The organism is Corynebacterium meridianum, assembly GCF_016342265.1.
GTDB classification, from domain to species: domain Bacteria; phylum Actinomycetota; class Actinomycetes; order Mycobacteriales; family Mycobacteriaceae; genus Corynebacterium; species Corynebacterium meridianum.
Genome location: NZ_JAEIOS010000011.1, coordinates 137757 through 159835, shown reverse-complemented (window position 1 = coordinate 159835; position 22079 = coordinate 137757). Strand labels below are relative to the sequence as shown.

At 67.0% G+C, this 22079-nt stretch carries 19 protein-coding genes and 1 tRNA gene; 12 read left to right on the top strand and 8 right to left on the bottom strand.

The features are described 5' to 3' along the window. The first annotated feature begins 28 nt into the window (after positions 1-28). Both JDV75_RS03945 and JDV75_RS03940 read left to right on the top strand, forming a co-directional pair. Positions 29-457 (top strand): NfeD family protein, encoded by a 429-nt coding sequence (locus JDV75_RS03945; protein WP_198737946.1) that lies wholly within the window; start codon positions 29-31, stop codon positions 455-457. 35 nt (positions 458-492) lie between these two features. Next, on the top strand, positions 493-1710 hold the full coding sequence (locus JDV75_RS03940; protein WP_232958163.1) for an SPFH domain-containing protein: 1218 nt from the start codon (positions 493-495) through the stop codon (positions 1708-1710). Between the two features lie 99 nt (positions 1711-1809). On the opposite strand, the gene JDV75_RS03935 is transcribed toward JDV75_RS03940, so the two are convergent. Further along, a complete protein-coding gene (locus tag JDV75_RS03935; RefSeq protein WP_198737944.1) occupies positions 1810-2385 on the bottom strand; it encodes a MarR family transcriptional regulator in 576 nt (191 codons plus the stop codon). Between the two features lie 149 nt (positions 2386-2534). Further along, the gene (locus JDV75_RS03930) at positions 2535-3284 is read right to left on the bottom strand and encodes a TVP38/TMEM64 family protein (protein ID WP_336244291.1); all 750 of its coding nucleotides are present in this window, start codon (positions 3282-3284) and stop codon (positions 2535-2537) included. A gap of 237 nt (positions 3285-3521) precedes the next feature. On the opposite strand from JDV75_RS03930, the gene JDV75_RS03925 reads away from it, so the two are divergent. The 5 genes from JDV75_RS03925 to JDV75_RS03905 all read left to right on the top strand — a co-directional run bounded on the left by JDV75_RS03925 (position 3522) and on the right by JDV75_RS03905 (position 10285). Next, entirely contained in the window at positions 3522-5387 is a 1866-nt protein-coding gene (locus JDV75_RS03925; protein WP_232958210.1) for a methylmalonyl-CoA mutase family protein, read from the top strand. An 8-nt stretch (positions 5388-5395) separates the two neighbouring features. Beyond that, positions 5396-7681, top strand: a complete 2286-nt coding sequence (scpA, locus tag JDV75_RS03920) for a methylmalonyl-CoA mutase (RefSeq protein ID WP_198737942.1) — start codon at positions 5396-5398, stop codon at positions 7679-7681. A 16-nt stretch (positions 7682-7697) separates the two neighbouring features. Continuing rightward, on the top strand, positions 7698-8795 hold the full coding sequence (meaB, locus tag JDV75_RS03915; protein ID WP_198737941.1) for a methylmalonyl Co-A mutase-associated GTPase MeaB: 1098 nt from the start codon (positions 7698-7700) through the stop codon (positions 8793-8795). Between the two features lie 176 nt (positions 8796-8971). Further along, complete coding sequence (locus JDV75_RS03910) at positions 8972-9403, top strand: cupin domain-containing protein (protein ID WP_198737940.1); 432 nt, start codon at positions 8972-8974, stop codon at positions 9401-9403. A gap of 255 nt (positions 9404-9658) precedes the next feature. After that, positions 9659-10285, top strand: a complete 627-nt coding sequence (locus tag JDV75_RS03905; RefSeq protein WP_198737939.1) for a dihydrofolate reductase family protein — start codon at positions 9659-9661, stop codon at positions 10283-10285. Between the two features lie 15 nt (positions 10286-10300). Here JDV75_RS03905 and JDV75_RS03900 read toward each other — a convergent pair whose 3' ends face one another. The 3 genes from JDV75_RS03900 to JDV75_RS03890 all read right to left on the bottom strand — a co-directional run bounded on the left by JDV75_RS03900 (position 10301) and on the right by JDV75_RS03890 (position 13010). Continuing rightward, complete coding sequence (locus tag JDV75_RS03900; RefSeq protein ID WP_198737938.1) at positions 10301-11830, bottom strand: SDR family NAD(P)-dependent oxidoreductase; 1530 nt, start codon at positions 11828-11830, stop codon at positions 10301-10303. 116 nt (positions 11831-11946) lie between these two features. Then, positions 11947-12684: a hypothetical protein gene (locus JDV75_RS03895; RefSeq protein WP_198737937.1), complete on the bottom strand. Its 738-nt coding sequence runs from the start codon at positions 12682-12684 to the stop codon at positions 11947-11949. A gap of 240 nt (positions 12685-12924) precedes the next feature. Further along, positions 12925-13010: transfer RNA gene (locus tag JDV75_RS03890), tRNA-Leu, on the bottom strand. Positions 13011-13199: 189 nt separating this feature from the next. Here JDV75_RS03890 and JDV75_RS12155 point away from each other — a divergent pair. The 4 genes from JDV75_RS12155 (at position 13200) to JDV75_RS03870 (ending at position 17694) form a co-directional block, all read left to right on the top strand. Beyond that, on the top strand, positions 13200-14804 hold the full coding sequence (locus JDV75_RS12155; RefSeq protein WP_272490508.1) for an ABC transporter transmembrane domain-containing protein: 1605 nt from the start codon (positions 13200-13202) through the stop codon (positions 14802-14804). Then, on the top strand, positions 14801-16624 hold the full coding sequence (locus JDV75_RS03880; RefSeq protein ID WP_198737936.1) for an ABC transporter ATP-binding protein: 1824 nt from the start codon (positions 14801-14803) through the stop codon (positions 16622-16624). The genes JDV75_RS12155 and JDV75_RS03880 overlap by 4 nt, the downstream gene beginning before the upstream one ends. A gap of 48 nt (positions 16625-16672) precedes the next feature. Continuing rightward, positions 16673-17212, top strand: a complete 540-nt coding sequence (locus tag JDV75_RS03875; protein ID WP_198737935.1) for a YbhB/YbcL family Raf kinase inhibitor-like protein — start codon at positions 16673-16675, stop codon at positions 17210-17212. Positions 17213-17283: 71 nt separating this feature from the next. Beyond that, positions 17284-17694: a hypothetical protein gene (locus JDV75_RS03870; protein ID WP_198737934.1), complete on the top strand. Its 411-nt coding sequence runs from the start codon at positions 17284-17286 to the stop codon at positions 17692-17694. Here the strand turns inward: JDV75_RS03870 and JDV75_RS03865 are convergent. The 3 genes from JDV75_RS03865 to JDV75_RS03855 all read right to left on the bottom strand — a co-directional run bounded on the left by JDV75_RS03865 (position 17691) and on the right by JDV75_RS03855 (position 21015). Beyond that, positions 17691-18800, bottom strand: coding sequence for a quinone-dependent dihydroorotate dehydrogenase (locus JDV75_RS03865; RefSeq protein WP_198737933.1), 1110 nt, complete (start codon positions 18798-18800; stop codon positions 17691-17693). The two genes, JDV75_RS03870 and JDV75_RS03865, sit on opposite strands and share 4 nt — an antisense overlap. A gap of 96 nt (positions 18801-18896) precedes the next feature. Next, positions 18897-19982, bottom strand: coding sequence for a YncE family protein (locus tag JDV75_RS03860; protein ID WP_198737932.1), 1086 nt, complete (start codon positions 19980-19982; stop codon positions 18897-18899). Between the two features lie 94 nt (positions 19983-20076). Continuing rightward, complete coding sequence (locus tag JDV75_RS03855) at positions 20077-21015, bottom strand: aldo/keto reductase (protein WP_198737931.1); 939 nt, start codon at positions 21013-21015, stop codon at positions 20077-20079. Positions 21016-21199: 184 nt separating this feature from the next. Here JDV75_RS03855 and JDV75_RS03850 point away from each other — a divergent pair, with 184 nt between their 5' ends. Then, a complete protein-coding gene (locus JDV75_RS03850; RefSeq protein ID WP_198738440.1) occupies positions 21200-22024 on the top strand; it encodes an undecaprenyl-diphosphate phosphatase in 825 nt (274 codons plus the stop codon). Positions 22025-22079 lie beyond the last annotated feature (55 nt).

Genomic DNA, 22079 nt, shown 5'->3' with positions numbered 1-22079 from the left:
GTAACCGTGTTCAGGTAGGGTGAGAATCGTGGGTGCACTCATCTGGTTGATAGCCGCGGTCCTGTTGGCTGCCCTCGAGCTGCTGGCGGGTGATTTCACCCTGCTGTTGCTGGGTGGCGCCGCACTGGCCACGGCCGGTGTCGCGGTCCTGGATGTCCCCCTCTGGGTGGAGATCGCCGCTTTCGCGGTGTCCTCACTGGCTCTGCTCATCTTCGTCCGTCCGGTGCTGCGGCGGCGGACCCTCTCTGCGCGGATGTTCGACACCTCCCCGCAGGCGCTCGTCGGTACGTCCGCGACCGTTCTGGAGGACGTCGACGGGCACAGCGGGCAGATCCGGCTCGACGGCGACGTCTGGTCCGCGAGAAGCCTCGACCCCACACACAGGTTCGCCCCGGGCGATCGGGTGAACGTCGTCAAGATCGACGGTGCCATCGCCGTCGTCTGGAAGGAGATCTGAGCATAATGGAAGCTGCTCTGGTTCAAGTTTTTCTGATGGCGCTCATCGTCATCCTGATCGGACTGGTGGTGTCGAAGTCCCTCAAGCTGGTGCCGGAAGGCGAGGCAGCCGTCATCGAGCGCCTCGGATCCTACACCCGGACCGCACAGGGACTGACGTTCCTCATTCCTTTCATCGACCGGGTCCGCGCGAAGGTAGACACCCGCGAACGGGTCGTCAGTTTCCCGCCCCAGGCCGTGATCACCAAGGACAACCTGACGGTGGACATCGATGTCGTGGTCACCTTCAAGATCAACGAACCGCATCTCGCGATCTACGGCGTCGACAACTACATCTACGGTGTCGAGCAGATCTCCGTCGCCACGCTCCGTGACGTCGTCGGCGGGATGGACCTCGAGGAGACACTGACGTCCCGTGAGGTGATCAACCGTCGGCTCCGCAGCGAACTGGACGGTGCGACGACGAAGTGGGGACTGCGTATCGCCCGCGTCGAGCTCAAGGCCATCGATCCACCGCCGTCCATCAAGCAGCCGATGGAGAAGCAGATGACAGCGGAGCGTGAGAAGCGGGCGATGATCCTCACCGCGGAGGGGCAGCGGGAGGCGTACATCAAGACCGCCGAGGGGCAGAAACAGGCCCGGATCCTCGCCGCCGAGGGAGAGAAGCACGCCTCGATCCTCGCCGCGGAGGCCGAACGACAGGCCGAGATGCTCCGCGCGGAGGGTGACCGCGCCGCCAGCTTCCTCCGGGCGCAGGGTGAGGCGCGCTCGATCCAGAAGATCAACGCCGCGATCAAGGCCTCGCAGTTGACGCCCGAGGTACTGGCCTACCAGTACCTCGACAAGCTGCCGAAGCTGGCCGAGGGCGACGCCAACAAGGTGTGGATGATCCCGAACCAGTTCGGCGACTCCCTCGAACAGTTCGCCCGTGCCATGGCGAACAAGGACGACGAGGGCGTATTCCGGTTCGAGCCCAACGAGGTCGACGACCGTACCCGGGAGATCGCGGAGGACGACGACACCGAGGGATGGTTCTCCACGGAGTCCGATCCGGAGATCGCCGCCGCGGTCGCGGCGGCCAACGCCGTGGCGAACAAGCCGGTCGATCCGTCGCCGCACGAGGCGAAGAGGGTTCCTCCGGCGGATCCGGAGATTCCCGCGCCCCCGCTCACCGGAACCGGGTTGCCCGGTGTCCCCTCGGTAGCCCCCGAGAGTCGGATCACCTCCGACCTGGAGAACACGGACGGAGCCTGACCGACTCTCCTCGACGAGGCCCCGCTCCTGATCACCGGAGCGGGGCCTCGTCACGTGTTGTCGGACCCGACCGCCGGAACCCCGTCACCCACGTTCACGTCAGTCTCTTTCGGTTGCATCTTCCGCCCTGCGGAGCAGACCGACGGCGAGTTTCCATCCGGCGGTCTCCGCCGTCCATCCCGCGGCCGCGAGGCGTTGGGACATGGCCTGCTTCGAGATGCCGAGTTCCGCGGCGGCCTCGTTCTGACTCATCCCCCCACGCATCAGCTGGGTGGCCTCCCGCCCCTCGGTCGTGCGCTTCGCCAGGACGTGGGCCAGTAGCGCGAACACCGCGGTGATGCCGCTCGTGTCCCCGCCGCTTTGGGAGCGGACCCGTACCACTCCGGTACGGCACCGGCGCCCGATCGCGGCTGTCGCGAGTTTCCGGACCTCATCGGGTTCGGCACCCGAATTCGACGCGATGCCTATCCCGATCGCCCAGTCACCGGCGGACAGCAGCGCCATGGTCGTGTCGGTCACGGCTTCGGCGGAGTCGACGACCGCGCAGATGTCCTCCACCCCGAGCAGCTCGAACCGACCCACGCCGTCGAGTGTCGACAGTGCCTCCGCGGAGCGGCGGACCAGGTCAGCCCGGCGGCGTTCCCGGCCGCGGTAGCGGGCGTGAACTGCGAACATGGTCTCTCCCGTCTCGCGTCTGTGTCGGTCTCCACAGCGGAGCCTTCATCATATTCACATCGAGTCTACCCTCAGGGCTTGACTTCCGCTGTGGGGGCTGCGGGAGGACCGGCGGGCACCACGGCCCAGCGGTGACATCGGTGGTTCCGTCAGCCGGAAAGGGGGCCGGATCCCGGCGATTCCCGCACCTGAACCGGGAGTCGGGAATCCACGATGAGGCCACTGATTCCCGCGAGGGTGATCACCACGGTGACGACCACGACAGTCGGATCCGTGTGTCCGACGAGTGCGTCACCGAGGATGACGGTCGCTACCGTCCCCGGCGCTGAACCGATGAACGTCGCCACCGTGAAAGCCGGTAGTGAGACCTGCGTCAGTGCCGCGGTGTAGTTCAGGACGGAAAAGGGAACGACCGCGATCATGCGCAGCGAGGCCACTGCGAGCCAACCGCGTTGCCTGAGGCGTGCGTTGATGCCGGCCACCGCCGGGTGTGTGAGTCGTGGTCCGATCCACTCACCGAGAAGCGTACGCATGAGGACCAGGGACAGCGCCGCTGAGGTGGTGGTGGCCGTCAGTGCGATCAGTACCCCCGTCACCGGCCCGAAGAGTATCCCGCTGGTGAGCGTCAGAATGGTCCGTGGTACCGGGAACTGGGTGACGAGGACGTAGCCGGTGAAGAACAGCAGCGGGAACCAGGGGCCCGTTTCCCCGGCCCATGACCGGAGCTGACCGATGCCGGGCACATCGACCCAGAACACGAACACGGCGGTCGTGGCGACGAACACCAGGATCGCCAGGCGCTTCAGCAGTGGTAGCGCCAGGAAACCGCGGAACAACTGAGGCGCGGTCGTCGCCAGCAGATGAAGCGACCGCCGCACCCAGTTCCGGAATCGAGTCACGCACCAAGCTTACGGGCGGGGATCGAGACACTGGCGTTCGGTGCCCGACGGCGCCGGATCGGGGCGATGCGGTCCCGCCGGACGGGGACCACCCGAAGGGGTGTCGTGTTTACCGAATCAGCTCATCTGACGGGGGCTCACCGGTTAGACTCAGGTACTGCCGTGAAGGCAGCCACGACGACCGATGGACAGGATTCTCTCACTGTGACCACTACACAAAACGAACGTGAGCACCCACTGAATGTCCCGGAGAAGTCCCCGGGGCTTCCCGAGGACTTCAGCCAGCGCCAGGACGCCTGGTACAAGTCAGTGGCCGGTGTTTTTGCCCGGGTACAGCGCAAGGACGTCGCCGATGTGCCGCTCGACGTGTGGAAGAAGCTCATCAAGACCACCTACGACGGCATCGACGTCCGACCGCTCTACACCCGTGCCGATGAGTTCTCCGAGGCCGCCGCACCGGGTGTGTTCCCGTTCACCCGGGGCAACGAGGTCGAGGACGCCCAGCGCGCGGGGTGGGGGGTCACCGAGACATTCGGGCGGGATGCCGTCGAGAATGCCGCCGCCGTCAACAAGCAGATTCTGCACGCGCTGTACAACGGGACCACGGACCTCGTCCTCGATCTCACCGGAGAGCTGACCCCGTCCGATCTCGGGGACATGCTGAGTGGTGTCCTGCTCGATCTGGTTCCGCTGCGGCTCGCCGCGGGTGCGGAGACTCCCGCCGCAGCCCTTGAGCTCTACAAGCTGGCCGAGGCGGCGGACAATCCGGACAAGATCACCCTCGAGCTGTCCTGCGCCCCACTGACCGCCACCGTCGACGCCACCGACTCCGTCGATCTCCCGACGGCCGTCGAACTCGCGGTCGAGGCGTCCGCGCGTCCCGGTGACGTCCGCGCGATCCTCGTCGACGGTGTCGCCTTCAGCAATCAGGGCGCGACCGACGCCCAGGAGATCGGCTTCGCGCTCGCTACCGGCGTCGAATACCTCCGCGCGCTCGTCGACGCGGGACTCGACACCGCCGCGGCCCTCCGCCAGATCTCGTTCCGGTTCGCAGCGACGGACGATCAGTTCGCCCAGATCGCCAAGTTCCGCGCGGCCCGCCAGCTCTGGGCCCGGGTCGCCGAGGTCGTCGGCCACGCGGAGGCCGGGGGAGCACCCCAGCACGCGATGACGGCTCCGGTGATGTTCAGCCAGCGTGACCCCTGGGTGAACATGCTCCGCAGCACCGTCGCCGCCTTCGCGGCAGGTGTCGGCGGCGCCACCGATGTCGAGGTCCTGCCCTTCGACGCGGCGGTCAAGGGAGGCCTGCAGGGAACCTCGCGGTCTTTCGCGCACCGGATCGCCCGGAACACCAACCTCCTGCTCCTCGAGGAGTCCCATCTAGGTTTCGTCGTGGATCCCGGCGGCGGGTCCTATTTCATCGAGGACCTCACCCGGGAGCTCGCCGACGCGGCGTGGTCCATCTTCACCGGTGTCGAGGCGGACGGTGGGGTCCGCAGCCACCAGGAATCGGGAGCCCTGCAGTCGGCACTGGATGAGTCCCATGAGGCCGTCCGCGCCGATGTGGCACACCGGAGGAAGCAGATCACGGGCATCAACGAGTTCCCGAACCTCGCGGAGAAGCCGCTCCCGGCGGACCGCCGGGTGGAGCCTGCCGGTGTCCGGCGGTGGGCCGCCGAGTTCGAGGCGCTGCGCAACCGTTCCGACGCGTTCCTCGAGGAGCACGGCAGCCGGCCGCGGGCGGTGCTCATCCCGATCGGGCCCCTGGCCAAACACAACGTACGGACGGGCTTCGCGACGAACCTCCTCGCCTCCGGCGGGATCGAGGTCGTCAATCCCGGTCAGCTCGTTCCGGGTACCGACGAGTTCACCGAGGCCGTGAAGGACGCCGAGATCGCCGTCCTCTGTGGCGCGGATCCGGAGTACACCGCGACCGGTGCAGAGGCCGTCCGTGCGGCCCGTGCCGCCGGGGTCGGAACCCTGCTGCTGGCCGGCTCCCCGAAGTCCTTCGCAGAGGCGGAGGACACCCCCGATGACTACCTGAACATGACCATTGACGCCGCTGCCACCCTGGCCGGCCTGCTCGAGACGCTGGGAGCGTGACGCACACCATGAGCACCATCCCGAATTTCCACGACATCCCACGTACCACCGGCGAGGCCCCGTCGTCCGTCGATGATCCCGGCAAAGCCGCGGAACAGATCTGGGCGACGCCCGAGGGCATCGACGTCAAGCGTGTCTACACCCGTTCCGACCGCGACGCCGCCACCGTCGGCGACGGGGAACGCCCGCCGCACCCGCTGGACACCTTCCCGGGCACCCCGCCCTACATGCGCGGCCCGTACCCGACCATGTACACCAACCAGCCGTGGACGATCCGCCAGTACGCCGGTTTCTCCACCGCCGCGGAGTCCAACGCGTTCTACCGACGCAACCTCGCGGCGGGGCAGAAGGGTCTCTCGGTCGCCTTCGACCTGGCCACCCACCGCGGCTACGACTCCGACAACGAGCGGGTCCTCGGTGACGTCGGTATGGCCGGCGTCGCCATCGACTCCATCCTCGACATGCGTCAGCTGTTCGAGGGAATCGACCTGGGCGCGGTGTCCGTTTCGATGACCATGAACGGCGCCGTCCTGCCGATCCTCGCCCTCTACATCGTCGCGGCCGAGGAACAGGGCGTCGGCCCGGAGCAGCTCGCGGGGACCATCCAGAACGACATCCTCAAGGAGTTCATGGTCCGCAACACCTACATCTATCCGCCGAAGCCCTCGATGCGGATCATCTCCAACATCTTCGAGTACACCTCGCTGAAGATGCCGCGGTTCAACTCGATTTCGATCTCGGGCTACCACATCCAGGAGGCCGGTGCCACGGCCGACCTGGAGCTGGCGTACACCCTCGCCGACGGCGTCGAGTACATCCGTGCCGGTAAGGACGTCGGTCTCGACGTCGACAAGTTCGCACCCCGACTGTCCTTCTTCTGGGGCATCTCCATGTACACCTTCATGGAGATCGCGAAGCTCCGTGCCGGCCGACTCCTCTGGAGCGAGCTGGTCGGCGGTTTCGAACCCAAGAACAAGAAGAGCCAGAGCCTGCGCACCCACTCGCAGACCTCGGGTTGGTCGCTGACCGCGCAGGACGTGTTCAACAACGTCCCGCGTACCTGCATCGAGGCCATGGCCGCGACCCAGGGCCACACCCAGTCGCTGCACACCAACGCCCTGGACGAGGCGCTGGCGCTGCCCACCGACTTCTCCGCGCGCATCGCCCGCAACACCCAGCTGCTCCTGCAGCAGGAGTCCGGGACCGTCCGCCCGGTGGACCCGTGGGCGGGTTCCTACTACATCGAGTGGCTGACCAACGAGCTCGCGAACCGTGCCCGTGCGCACATCGAGGAGGTCGAGGCCGCGGGCGGCATGGCGCAGGCCACGGCCGAGGGCATCCCGAAGCTCCGCATCGAGGAGTCCGCCGCCCGGACCCAGGCCCGGATCGACTCCGGACGTCAGGCGCTCATCGGCGTCAACAAGTACATCGTCGAGGAGGACGAGGAGATCGAGGTCCTCAAGGTCGACAACACCAAGGTGCGCCAGGAGCAGCTCGAGAAGCTCGACCGGCTCCGCGCCGAGCGGGACAACGAGGCCGTCCAGGTGGCGCTGGACAAGCTCACCGAGGCCTGCCGGATGGAATCCAAGGAGGCCGGCGACCTCGAGCACAACCTCCTGAAGCTCGCCGTGGACTGCGCCCGCGCCCAGGCGACGGTCGGCGAGATCTCCTACGCCATGGAGAAGGTCTTTGGCCGGCACGAGGCCGAGATCCGCACGCTGTCCGGCGTGTACAAGGACGAGGTCGGAAAGGAAGGCGCCGTGAGCAACGTCCAGCGTGCGATCGCGATGGCGGACGCATTCGAGGCCGAGGAGGGGCGTCGCCCGCGTATCTTCATCGCCAAAATGGGGCAGGACGGACACGACCGCGGCCAGAAGGTCGTCGCCTCCGCCTACGCGGACCTCGGCATGGACGTCGACGTCGGACCGCTGTTCCAGACGCCCGCAGAGGCGGCCCGCGCGGCGGTCGACGCCGACGTGCACGTCGTCGGTGTGTCCTCCCTCGCGGCCGGGCACCTCACCCTCGTGCCCGCGCTGAAGGAGGAGCTGGCCAAGCTCGGACGCGAGGACATCATGATCATCGTCGGCGGTGTCATCCCGCCCGGTGACTTCCAGGATCTCTACGATTTCGGTGCCGCCGCGATCTACCCGCCCGGCACCGTCATCGCGGACTCCGCCATCGACATGATCACGAAGCTCTCCGCGAATCTCGGTTTCGACCTGGACCTTCCGGACGAGCTGCAGGCCGAGGCCGAGGCGTCCGAGGGCTCCTACGGCACGCCGGTCGAGGCGTAGAGGGGTTCCGGGGAAGATGAGCATCGACGACGAGTTCCTCGAGCACCATCTCGGTTCGCTCGCGACGACCGCCGGGACCGATCTGGGTTCGGCGACGGCCGTGGCCCCCGAGGTCGTCCGCCGTGCCCGTCGCCGGATCGACGTCGACGAGCTCTTCGAGGCCGTCCGGGACCGGGACCGGACCCGGATATCCCGGGCGATCACGCTCCTCGAATCGACGGCGCCGGCACACCGGGTCCTGGCCCAGGAACTTCTCGTCCGCCTGCTCCCGTTCTCGGGTGACGCCCTGCGGGTGGGGATCACGGGCGTTCCGGGCGTGGGGAAGTCGACGTTCATCGAGGCCCTCGGGATGAAGCTCATCGGGGAGGGGCACCGGGTGGCGGTTCTCGCCATCGACCCCTCCTCGACCAGGACCCGGGGATCGATCCTCGGGGACAAGACCCGCATGTCCAAGTTGTCCAGCCAGGATGACGCGTTCATCCGGCCCTCGCCCTCGGCGGGCACCCTCGGTGGTGTGGCCAAGGCGACCAGGGAGTCCATGGTCGTGTTCGAGGCCGCGGGTTTCGACATCATCCTCGTCGAGACGGTCGGCGTCGGGCAGTCGGAGGTCGCCGTGTCGAATATGGTCGACTGCTTCACCTTCCTCGCCCTCGCCGGTGCCGGCGACCAGCTCCAGGGCATCAAGAAGGGCGTCCTCGAGATGGCGGATCTCGTGGCCATCAACAAGGCGGACGGCCCGAACACGAAGACGGCGAAGCGGGCGGCCCGTGAGCTGGCCGCCGCGCTCCGGATGGTCCGGAGCGAGGACGCCGTCTGGCATCCGCCGACGATGACGATGTCGGCGGTCGAAGGTGAGGGCGTCGACAAGTTCTGGGAAACCGTGCAGGAGCACCACGAAGCGATGCTCAGGTGCGGGAAGTTCGAGGAGAACCGCAGGGAACAGCAGGTCGGCTGGATGTGGTCGATGGTCCACGAGACGCTGCTCCAGCGCCTGAACACCAGTGGCCGGGTCAAGGAGACGCGGACCTTCGTCGAGGATCAGCTGCGGCACGGGCGGATCACCCCGACCCTCGCCGCGGAGAAGATCCTCGAGGTCTTCGACGCGACGGACTAGCCCGACCCGTTGACGTGAGACGACACGGCAGACCACTCCGGTCTGTCGTGTCGCGCTCGTTGGACGGGAACTAGCACAAAAGAAGCCGGCTCTGACATGGTCCGATGCGAAGCCTCTGCGGGGTGGGTACAGTGGGACCCGTAAACAGAAAACCCTATAGATAAGAGGAGACTCATATGTCTGACCTTCGTACCGACCATGGTCCGAACCCGTATGTCCTCGACATCGAGAAGGCCACCAAGGACAACGACAACTTCCGCGACACCCTGTGGACCGGCAAGTTCCTCCAGATGACCGTGATGAGCATTCCCGCGGGCGGCGAGATCGGCGCCGAGGTCCATGACGACCACGACCAGTTCCTCCGGCTCGAGGCCGGAAAGGGCCACGTCATGATCGGCGACGACGCCGACAACCTGGACATCGACCAGACCGTCGAGGATGACTGGGCGATCTTCGTCCCAGCAGGTAAGTGGCACAACGTCGTGAACGAGGGCTCCGAACCGCTCAAGGTCTACTCGATCTACGCGGCACCGGATCACGTCAGGGGCACGATCCACGCAACGAAGGAAGACGCGGACAACGACCCCAACGAGCAGCACGACGACTGATCGATCGCCACGTCGAGGCGGTAAACGGCATTCCACCGGAACAACGGTGGAATGCCGCTTCGCGCTTTCCGGCCCATCCACCCCACCCATCGGGGTGGTGCCCGGGCAGCGGGCGGCCGTCGCTGTGGCACAGACGAGGGAGCCGGACCTATTCTGGGGGTATCGGCCGGCCACATCCGGGGCTCATCCCCGCTCCGGTCCACGACCCACCGACCGGCGGGTCACCAGGCGACAACCCGAGAGGAAGAGAGCACCATGCAGCGGAATTGGAAGGGACTCGTATTCATCGTCACCAGCCTGGACGGCTTCATCGCCCGACCGGACGGAGATGTCAGCTGGCTTCTGGATCAGGATCACGGGATCGAGCACCCGGTCGAACACGCCCCGGGTGGCGCCGGAGACTTCGCGCGGGTGTTCGGGGAGACCGACGCCGTCGTCATCAGCCGTCCGGCGTTCGACAAGCTCAACGACCTCCCCGAATGGCCGTATCCGGGCAAGGACGTCATCGTCATGACGACCCGGGAGTCATTCTCCGACGAGCGGGTCACGGTGGCACGCAACCTCGACGAGGTCGTTTCCCTGATCGACGAACGAGGCTACAACGGCGTATTCATCGACAGTGCGGGAAAGATCCGGCAGTTCCTGGAACGTGGTCTGGTGGATGAGCTGACGGTGACCACGGTGCCGCTGGTCCTCGGGGACGGGATCCCGCTGTTCGGCGGAGTGAACTGCGATGTTCCGCTCCGGCTGCTCGACGCGGGGACCACGCGGGAGGGTTACGTCCACGCCCGGTACGAGGTCCTTCCTCCGGTCCCGCACAGCCATGCGCACGACGCCACGCAGTCGTACACGCCGAACGTCAAACGGCCCCACGTCGACTGACATGAGGCCGTCGTCTCACCAGGCGCTCGGTACGTAGTTCTTCAGGAAACACCCGTAGAGATCCACGCCGTTCTCGCCCTGGACGATGGGGTCGTACACGCGCGCCGCACCGTCAACGAGATCGAGTGGCGCATGGAACCCCTCGTCGGCGAGCCGCACCTTCGTCGTGTGCGGCCGCTCGTCCGTGATCCAGCCGGTGTCCACCGCGGTCATCAGGATTCCGTGCTCGGCGAGTTCCCCCGCGGCCGTGCGTGTCAGCATGTTCAGGGCCGCCTTGGCCATGTTGGTGTGGGGATGGCCCGGCCCCTTGTATCCCCGGCCGAACACACCCTCCATGGCGGAGACGTTGACGATGTACCTGCGCCGGGCCGGAGCGGCCTCCATCGCGGGACGCAACCGGTCGATGAGGATGAACGGCGCCGTGGCGTTGCACAGCTGCACCTCGAGCATCTCGAGCGGATCCACCTGGCCGATGCGGGCCACCCACGAGTTGTGGGCGACCTCGTCAGGAACCAGACCGCCCGCATCGATGGCTGTTCCTTCGTTGACCCGATCCATCGCAGCGGATCCGCCGGTCATCGCCAGCGCGGCGAGTCGGGATGCATGGGCCTGCGCGGCGGCGGCCGCTGCGTCCACAGCCCGGTCACCGCCACCGCCGAGCGACGCGACGGCAGCGTCGCCGGCGGTACCGGTGCCGGTGAGGGCCGCCGGGTGGAGTGTGGAGGTCGAGCCGAGAGAGAGTATGTCGACGTCTCGCTCGATACCTTCGAGAGGCGCGGACTCCGCGTCGACCAGCCCGGAGTAGGCACCGGGGGAGCGGCGTACGGTCTGGGCCGCGTTGTTGATGAGGATGTCCAGCGTGCCCGCGGCGGCGACGGAATCGGCGAGACTGATGACCTGCGCAGGGTCCCGGAGATCCACGCCGACCACATGGAGACGGTGGATCCAGTCGGGGGAGTCGGCGACCGCGGTGAATCTGCGTACCGCATCCCGCGGGAAGCGGGTGGTGATCGTCAGGTCCGCGCCGTCACGCAGCAGTTTCAGTGCGATATACATGCCGATCTTCGCCCGTCCGCCGGTGAGCAGTGCTCTCCGCCCGGAAAGATCCACCCGGGCCTCCCGACGTCGCCGGTTGTCGGCGGCACAGTCCGGGCACAGCTGGTGGTGAAAGGAATCGACCAGCGTGTAGGGCTGCTTGCAGACGTAACAGTTCTGGGCGCGCTGGAGACGCCCCGCGAAGCCGTGCGGGGTGGCCACCGCACCCGGTTCGAGTTGAGCGGGCGCTCCGTCGGCGGGAGTGATGAGGAGTCCGGAGGTCTCATCGTCGATGCGCCGCGGATTCGCCGTCGCGGTCGCGTGCAGGACCGCTTCGTCGGCACGCTTCTGGCGCTCCCGTGCCGCCAGTTTGCGGGATCTCTTGACCTGCTTGAACAGTCCGGCGACAGCCCGCTGGACGCGAACCGAATCCGGGTGGTCGGGATCGAGCCGACCGGCTTCCTCGATTACCTCGAGACACACCTCGAGGTCGTCTGGCGCTATGGACACTGACCTGAATCCTTCCGTCTGCGGCCCACATGCCGGACCGGGAGCTCGGGCGGTCCGGGCAACAGGTGGTTGCGGCCCCGGGAAACTCTACCCGGCGACGGAAACGGCCGGGGAATTCAGCGGAGGAAGGACTCCAGTGAGACCCAGGTGGGTTTCGGCGTCATGGTCGCATCGATCGCAGATGGATTGTAGAAGCCGAACAGCACGGGCTTCCCCCCGGCCAGGATGGGGATCTCCCAGGTCTGTTCGGTGACGGTACCGACCCGCCACTTTTCGGGACAGGTCAGATCCCCGAGCAGTGCACCGATGTCCTCGAGTTGGGCGGCGGGATCTCCGCCCCTCTCCGCGGTGGGATCGGGGATTTCATCGAACTTCACCACGGGACTGTTGACGTACCCCCCGTCATCCCGGATGAAGACGATCGGGGCGGTGCCGCACTCCTCGCCCACCAGACCCCCCTGGGTGTTCCGGACCTTTCCCTTGATGATCGCCACGGTTCCGGACGGGTCCCTGCTCAGCGAGGCACTGTCGATGGCGATGTCCACGCCCACTCCGTGGACGAGTTCCCCGGGACGGACCTTGTGGACGTCACCCGGGGCTATGTCATCGGGGCCGTCCTCCGCGGGCCTGGGCAGGTAGTCGGCACCGCCGGTACCACCGGTTACCCCAGGCGGAGGACCGGCGGTACCCGATTGTGGTGGCGAGGAGATGTCGGACCGGGAGGCCGCGGCGCTGGAGGTCGGATCAGCGGTCCCGGATTTGCCGGTGAGCGGAACCACGGAGGAGAAGCAGCCGGAACACAGCACTGCTGCGGCGACGGTGGCGACGGTGATGGCGGCGGTGCTACGGAACATGATTGTCCTCGCTGTTGGACCGGAACCGGTGCGTGACCGGGTGGCATTGTTTCCGGCTGAATCCTATCGCGACCGGCGCATGTCCGGGGACGTTGTCCCGCGGTCACCCCTCATGAGGGGCCGAAGCACGGGTGGGGAGCGGGGGTTTCCGCTACCTGGGCAGGTGTTTCCGGTTGGCTAACAACTATTGCCGGGGGTAGCGAAAAGCCCGGGGAACATGTTCCCCGGGCTTTCACGTTGTGTCCGGAGGGGGACTTGAACCCCCACGTCCGTTAATAGGACACTAGCACCTCAAGCTAGCGCGTCTGCCATTCCGCCACCCGGACCCGAGTGGATCTAACCTGTGTGTCCGGCCTCTCCGGCCGGGCACTCGCATACTGTAGCCCGAAACGGCTCACCGGATCAAATCACCAGTACAAATGGCGTTTCCGCGATCCAGATGGCGGGTCCGGGCACCGCGGCGCCCGACTGATGCGACGACAGTTTCCGGAGTTGGGCCCGTGTATCTTCATCTCATGCCCATCACCCCTCCGAATCCGACCAGACAAGGTTCGTGGTCCTGGTTCGTGCCTGATGACGCGCCCGAGGAGAAAAAGTTCCACGCACGGACCGTCGGTATGACACCGGTCCGGATGACTCTCGCGGCGCTGACCAACCATCCCCGGGTGGTTCTGCTCGTCGTCGCAGCGACCCTGGTCGCTGAATCGTGCGGTATCGCCCTGTCCCGGATAGCGGGCTGGTCGACCAGTGCCGTCATCGACACCGGTCATACCGTGGCTCTGCTCGGCACCGTAACCCTCATCCTCGTGCTGCAGGGGATCGGTTTCTGGACCGAGGCGGCGAAGATCGGGCTGAATGACATGTCGATCGCCCGGATGGTCCACGGCCTCCGCCTGGAACTGACCCAGAACCTGATGGTCCTCGAGGCCCGCACACTGACACCGGGCACCGTCCTCAACACCGTCGATGAGGACACCTCGGCTCTCGCGGAGGTCAAGCAGTCGTTCGATTTCACACTGTCCCTGTTCTTCTACCTGACGGGTTCGGCTCTGGTGATCGCCGCGGTCGACTGGCGCCTCGCACTCGGCGTCGTGTCCGGCGGTGTGTGCACCGCGCTGGTCGCCGCGGCCACCGCCGGTCCGTTGACGCGGGTCGCGGAGGAACGACGCGCGGCGGAATCGCGGGCGGTTTCGCTCGCGACAGATTTCGCCCAGGGTTCCCGGATAATCAAGGGCCTGGGCGCCGTGGAGACCAGTCACGCACGTTTCGATGCCGCGGCCGGAGACGCACTGACGGTGATGCTCCGTGAGGTCCGGATAGGTGCATTTATGACCGTCGTCCGGCAGGCTGTTCCCGCGGTGTTCGGGTTCGGTCTCGTCGTCGGCGCGGCACTGCTCGCCTTCGACGGACGGATCACACCGGGTGAGTTCCTCACTGTCGTTCTCCTCGCGCCCCCCGCACTCACCGTCACGGGCTTCTCCCTGGGATTCTTCATCGACGTCTGGTCCAGGGCACAGGCGTCCGCAGGTCGAATCGGCCGATTCACCTCCGCGCTCACCGACCCGGAGGACATCTCCACGGAGGTGCCACCGGAGGTCCCGGGGCCCGGACTCACGGTGTGGGCTCCCGTCACCCCGGAAGGTCGCCGTGTCGCGGCGGACCGTGCCCGGCAGCTGGCCGTGACGCCCGGGGTCCTCGCCCCGCCACACGGGGTGAACATATTCGAGGGCACTCTCCGCGAGAACATCGACCCGACCGGGAAGCTGGACACCGCACGGGTCCGGGCCGCCCTCGACGCGGCGTGCTGCGGGGACATCGTGACCAGGCTCGGCGGATACAGACCGGACGGTGGGTTACCGGATGCCCCGATCGGGGAGGCGGGTCTGAACCTCTCGGGCGGGCAGCGTCAGCGTGTCGCCCTCGCCCGGGCGCTCGCAGCCGACGCGGAGATCCTGCTCCTGGATGAACCGACGACGGGACTCGACGCCGTCACTCTGGACGACGTCGCCCGGGCGGTTACACAGTTGCGGGGATCTCGGCCGACGGTGATCATCACCGCCGGACGTGCGTGGCGGGCAGTCTCCGACCGCGTTCTCACCGACAGGGAGCTCCTCCGATGACGAATCCCTCCTCCCGAGACCGCCGGCGTCACGACAGTCTCGCTCCCGCATCCGCGCGGGAGATCGGTCGGTGCCTCCGCTCTCTGCCCAGTTTCCCGGGAGGTGGTTGGTGGGGACTCACCGCGGTGGTGTTCGCCCTCAATCTCGGTTCCATGACCGGTTCCTCGACGTTGCTCGGACGTTCCGTCGACCTCATCTCCGGCCTCGCCGTGCCCGGTTTCGGTTCTGGCCGGGCCGGATTCACCTCCCTCCTCGTCGTCGTGGGAATGCTGATGCTCGTCGAGTTGCTCACGCGTCCCGCCGCGGCGTACCTGATGTTCACCGCCACCCGCAGGCTCACCGTCGACCTCCGGCGTCGGTGCCTGGCGGCGACCCTAGAGGCGCCGATCCCGGACGTGCTCGAACTCGGTACCGGGAACGTGATGACCCGGCTGACCAAGGACATTGACACGGCGTACCGTGCCGTCCAGAGCATCGGGACCCGCTTCGTGGTCACCACCCTGATGTTCCCGTTCACCTTCGTCGCGCTCACCCTGATCACGCCCTGGTACCTGCTTCTCCTGCTCCTTCTCCCGGCGATCTTCGCGGTACCCGTGAAACGAACGCTGGACGGGCTACCTGCCGCGACCAACGCGCTGTCCACGGCGCAGGCCCGGCGCAACAACATGCTGCTGGACACGATCCGGGGTATGCCGACCATCCGGGCCTTCGGTGTCCGGACCTGGGCGACCGAACGACTGGAGCACAACTCCTGGAACACCGTGCAGCGGGAGGCGGACCGGATCCCGCTGTTCCTCCGGCTCATCGGAACCGGCTATCTCGCGTACGGTCTCCTGCTCGCCAGCGCGATCGCGATGTCGACTCTTCTTGTCGCACAGGGCGTGTTGACCACGGGAGAGGCGTCCGCCGCGGTCGTCCTCGTCGTCCGACTGGAGATGCACGTCTTCAACGTCCTCGTCTTCACGGGGGAGATCCAGAACGCACTCACCGCGCTCGGTCGGGCGGTCGCGCTGGCCATGCTCTCCGACAATGCGGTTGATGCCCCGGCCCCCGGGGACTGCACCGGTTGTCCCGAGGTCAGGGTAGAGCATCTCGGTTTCCGTTACCCCGGTGGCGCACCGATCATCGACGACCTGTCCCTGGCCCTCGGACCCGGGACGATGACCGCGTTGGTGGGCGCATCCGGGGCCGGGAAATCGACGCTCGCCGGACTGATCGCGGGCCTGCAGCGACCGGCGTCCGGCACCATCTCCATCGGCGGGGTCGACACCTCGACGGTGCCGGACACGTGGACGGCCCGACAGGTGTCCCTGATCAGCCAGGAGGTGCACCTGTTCTCCGGAACGCTGCGGGAGGACCTCCGGATGGCAGCCCCCGGAGCGGACGATGCGACTCTCATCGCGGCTCTCTCCCTGGTCGGTCTCGCACCGGACAGTGCCGGCTGGCAGCGGTGGCTGCCCGATGGTCTCGACACCCTGATCGGCGCCGGGAACGATGAGCTCGCCCCAGAGGTTGAGCAGCAGGTATCGCTCGCGCGGATCGTGCTGATCGATCCCCCTGTCCTGATCATGGACGAGGCGACGAGTGAGGCCGGATCGGACAACGCACGCAGTCTGGAACAGGCTGCACTGGCCGTTGCGCGGGGCAGGACCTCACTGGTTGTCGCACACCGGCTCGACCAGGCTGTCGTCGCCGACCGGATCATCCTCATGGATCGGGGCACCGTGATCGAGGACGGAACACATGCGGACCTGCTCTCCGCCGGCGGGCGGTACGCGGACCTCCACGCACGGTGGAGTGGGTCACGGAAGGGAGACTGAGTGATCCGTGCCACGACGCCGTCAGGTGAATTCTGTTAGAAAAGGGGTATGACCTCTTACGCTGATGACCCCCGTTTCCCCGGCCCCGATCCGTACGCGCCGTTGAAGGATCTCCCGTCCTTCGACCTGCACTCCGATGACCTGCAGAACGGCGGTACCTTCGCCGAGCAGCACCTCGGGGGCAACGATGTCTCTCCCCACCTCGCCTGGTCGGGCCTCCCAGAGGGCACCAAATCGATCGCGGTGACCTGTTTCGACCCGGACGCCCCCACCGGAGCGGGGTTCTGGCACTGGGCGGTGCTGAATATCCCGGCTTCCGTCACCGAACTGGCGACCGGCGCCGGGGGAGAGAGCGTCGACGGTGTGGACGGGGCGGTCAGCCTGGTGGGGGACAGCGGAACCCGCGGTTACTACGGACCGCAGCCGCCGGAGGGGCACGGTCCGCACCGCTACCTGTTCGCGGTGCACGCCGTGGACGTGGAGGAGCTGGATGTCCCGGCGGACGCGACCCCCACGGTCCTCGGTTTCAACCTCTACTTCCACAGCATCGGGCGCGCGATTCTGTGGGGCTGGCACGAGAACCCCTGACCATCACCCCACCACGGGGCTGACTCCGGTTGAGTTCAACTCCGCTGCACCGGCTAGAGTCGGGAATCGTTATGACGAAAAAGACTTCCGGCGACAATCCTGAACCGCAGCCGGTGAAAGCGGTTCCCCCGGCCCTGCGCGTGGGTGGTGCATTCATCGCACTCGCCATCGTGCTCGCCCTGTGGACTTTCCTCGAGGTTGTCCTGAATGGATGGCTGGCGCCGTTCCACGTGACGACGCGTTTCCTGCTGATCTGCGTCGCCGCCATCATCATCGGCGGTTCCGCAACCTCAGGTCGCACCCAGTACGTCACGATGGGGCGGGTGGTCACACTCGGTGTCGCCCTGACCCTCATCGTCCTGAGTAGGGTACTGCCCAACACCACCTTCATGGTGATGGGGCAGTACTGGTTGCCTTCCTACGCGATCGTCTCCCTGCTGGCGGGCCTGATCATCAAACGCCAGATGATACCCGCCGGTTAGGCGCGTTCGTCGATCCAGGGCAGGCCACTGCCGACAGCGTCGGCGATGCTGTCGAGGCCGTGGGCGTGGATCTGGGCCGCCACACCTCTGTGAATGTCCCGGATCCACCAGGGACCTCCGTAGATGAAGCCCGTGTACCCCTGGAGCAGTGCCGCGCCCGCGGTGATACGTTCCCACGCCTGCTCGGCGGTCTCGATGCCGCCCGCGCTGACGAGAACGAGCTTCCCGCCGACCCGCTCGTGCAGTCTGCGCAGGATCTCGAGCGACCGCTCGGCCACCGGGGGACCGGAGATCCCGCCCGCACCCATCTTCTCGACCTTCCCGGCATCGGTGACCAGTCCCTCCCGGGAAATGGTCGTGTTCGTGGCGACGATGCCCGCGAGGCCGAGCTCTACGGCCAGGTCAGCGACTGCGTCGACGTCGGTGTCACTGAGGTCCGGGGCGATCTTCACGAGGACCGGGGTGTCCGCTACCTCCATGACCGCCTTCAGGATCGGGCGGAGTGACTCCACGGCCTGCAGATCCCGGAGGCCCGGGGTATTGGGGGACGAGACGTTGACCACCAGATAGTCCGCGAGTCGTCCGAGCATCTTCGCCGATGTCCGGTAGTCTTCCACCGCCTCCTCGGCGGGAACGACCTTGGTCTTGCCGATGTTGATGCCGATGACGTCATTCAGTTTCCGGCGGTGCAGGTTCCGGGCTACCGCAGCGGCACCGTGATTGTTGAATCCCATCCGGTTGAGGATCGCCCGGTCAGCCCGGAGACGGAACAGCCGGGGCTGGGGGTTGCCCGCCTGCGGGGAAGCCGTGACGGTACCGAGTTCGGCGTACCCGAACCCGAGTGCCCCCCAGGCATCGGCGCAGGAGGCGTTCTTGTCGAAACCTGCGGCAAGCCCCAGAGGCTGGGGAAACTCTACCCCGAAGACCTGCTGCCGGAGCACCGGGTCGGACACTCCGAGGGCCTTCCCGAGCAACCGGTTGGTACGGCCCATCCCGTGGAGAATCTGGAGGCCATTCATGATGTAGTTGTGGATTCGCTCGGGCGGAAGGGTGAACATCGCCCGTAGCGCGAGGTTGTACAGGGGACGTGACGGCAGATCGGACATGGTGGATCCTCAAGCTCGGTAAGTCGGAAGGGGTACGACGTACATGGGGTGCGCTCGGCGCGCCCGGGGACCATCCTACGACGGTCCCCGGAACACTCAGCCAGTGCGGGAGGCGCCGAGTGCGTTGCTCCGGGTCGCGGTGTCGATGACCTGGATGCCCTCGGAACCGACGGCGATGAGATCACCGGATGCGGTGGTGCCGAGCCCCCGGACGTCAGCGGTGGAGCGGAGCGACCCGACTGCGACGGGTACCCCCTCGGCCACGGAATACGCGGTGATCTCGTTGTCCGCCGTATCCGAGACCCACACGACCTGATCCGCGCTGTCCCAGGTCAGTGCCCAGGGACTCGTTCCCGCGGTCGCCATCTGGTGCAGCATGATGACGGGACTCACGGTGTAGACCAGCAGCTGTCCGCCCCGGGTGTCGGAGGCGAACACCACCCCGGTACCGGCTTCGCCCACGCTCATCCGTCCCACGCCCAGGCCGGCGCGCAGCGCGGCGCCCGGCTTCGAGTTCGTCCAGTCGACACCGCTGATCACAGTGTTTCCGCGGTCGATGACGACCGCCCGGTCCGATTCTCCCGACACGGGGACCGTGATGAGCTGGTCCACCGAGTCCTTGATGTCGATCGCGGCGTCGACGTCCCCGCCGGGGGTGATCACCAGAACCTCCCCCTCTCCGGACGCTCCCGCCAGGATCCGTCCGTCACCGGTCACCGCGGCGGTGGTCACCGGTACCGGTACCCGGATGTTCTCGGGCGCACCGGGGGAGTCGGCGTCGATCAGACGGATGACGCCCGCACCATCACCCTCCGGACACGCGAGAACGAATCTCTCGCCCCGCGCCGACAGTGAGCCGCACCCGGCCGCGACGTCGACGGTGGTGTAGTCGCCGGTGGCGAGCTGTTCGACGGTGCCGATCCCGAGATGCCCCCCGGAACGGACGGCAAGGATGTCGCCCTCCGCGACAGCGAGATCCGTCAGTTCCGATTCCCCGAGGACGCCCGCCACCCGGAAGTTCCGCCCGTCCGGGCTGTCGGAGGGCGGCGAATCGGCGATCGTCGCTTCGGTGAGCTGGGGAAGCGCGGATTCGTCGACGGGGGAAGGCGCGCTGTTGCAGGCCGAGACCGCGACGGCTGCGGCGGCGAGCACCGCTATCAGGGCAGGACGTGGGGTAGACACACTGGGGACGTTACCAGAGGCACCGGGCTCGCCACCGTTCCCGGGGTGATGCGGGAAACACCTGTTCAGCACCTACCTTTCGGGTACCGGAGGATCAGAGGGAGACCTCGTCCAGCGCTTCCCTGATCGCCCGGGGCAGACCGGCCGTGAGCCCCTCGAGAACCTCATCCAGTTGGGCCACGGTCCTCACTCCCATCACCGCGGAGGTCACGGCACCGCGCTGCCGGAGCCAGGCCATCGCCGCTGCGGCCGGAGATATGTCTAGTCCGTCCGCCGCGGTGCAAAGCGCCTCGACCACGGTCACGCTCCTCGGAACCAGCAGTCCCTGGACCTCCGCGTCGTGTTTCGGGGATGCTCCCCGGGAACCTCCGGGAATGCCGTGCCGGTATTTCCCGGTGAGCACCCCCTGCGCGAGTGGCGCAGCGGCGAAGAACCCGACTCCCAGGTGTTCGGCGGCCGGGATGAGTTCCTCCTCCGCCCGTCGATCCAGGAGGCTGTATCCGGCCTGGGCGGCCACTATCGTCCGGTTCCCGCCCACAGCGCGGGTGACGGCCAGCTGCCAGCCGGAGTATCCGCGGACGCCGGCGTAGCGGGAACGGCCCGTCCGGACCGCCCACTCCAGCGTCTCGGAGACCTCCTCCGGTGGGGTTCTGGGATCCCAGAACCCGACACTCCACACGTCGAGATGGTCCGTTCCCAGGGTCGAGAGGCTGCGGTCCAGTTGAGCCATCAGTGCCCTCCTGGAACAGTCGACCCTCCGGCCGAGCGGGAGCGTGGGGTCGACCCCGGAAGAGGATGAGAGAACGAGCTGGCCACGATCGACCGTGCGCCGACGCAGGAGGTCTCCGAGGAGTTTCTCCGCGACACCGTCGGCATAGGCCGGGGATGTGTCGATCAGTGTCCCGCCGGCATCGGCGAATGCCCGCAGAATAGCCCCGGTGTCCTCCGCCGGGGTGGCTTCCCCCCAGGTGGACACCCCGAGGCCCAGTTCTGAGACCCTAAGTCCGCTCGTGCCCGCCGTATTCTCTCTCACGGGCACCACCCTAGCGGTCGCACGGAGTACGGTGTGGTGCGTGAGTCTGATGAGTTTCCTCGCCGGCCTGGTGCCCGGCCGTGCCCAAGCGTCCCTGTCCGCCGCGGAGACGTCGCTCCACAACGCGAGCGACGTCCTGCCTCCACTGCATGCCGCAGGTGGTACCGACGCGGTGGCGGACCAGATGAGCTGGACACAGACCGTCGTGCTCTCCGTGGTTCAGGGGCTGACCGAGTTCCTCCCGGTGAGTTCATCCGGGCACCTGCGGATCGTCAGTTCCCTGCTCTTCGGACAGGACGCCGGCGCATCCTTCACCGCCGTCGTCCAGCTCGGCACCGAAGCCGCGGTGCTGGTCTACTTCGCCAGGGACATCTGGCGGATCGCCACCGGCTGGTTCCGGGGACTGGCCGACAGGTCCAGGCGTGGACTCGACTACCGGATGGGCTGGATGGTCATCATCGGTACCCTGCCGGTCGGGATCATCGGCTACCTCGGCAAGGACCTGATCCGCGACAACCTGCGGAACCTGTGGATCACCGCCGCGATGCTGGTGCTCTTCAGCTTCGTGTTCATCGCCGCGGAACGGTGGGGAACGAAGAAGCGGTCCTTCGGCGACCTGAGCCTGCGGGACGCCGTGATCATGGGGTTCGCACAGTGCCTCGCGCTGATCCCCGGTGTTTCGCGGTCCGGCGGCACGATCTCCGCGGGCCTGTTCCTCGGACTCGACAGGGAGGTGGCGGCACGGTTCTCATTCCTGCTGGCCATTCCGGCGGTTCTGGCCTCCGGGTTGTTCTCATTGCCCGACGCATTCGCCCCGGAGGCCGGCCAGGCGGCGTCCGCCGCTCAGCTCGCGGTGGGCACGGGTATCGCTTTCGTTGTGGGGTACGCATCGATCGCGTGGTTGCTGAAGTTCGTCTCGACGCACTCGTTCTCCTGGTTCGCCGCCTACCGGATCCCGGTGGGAATCGCCGTCATGGGACTGCTGGCGGCAGGCGTGCTCCAGGCGTGATCCACCGGGTTCTCCCGGGCACCGGGGGCGCATCCGTCGGCCGCCGTCACCCGCG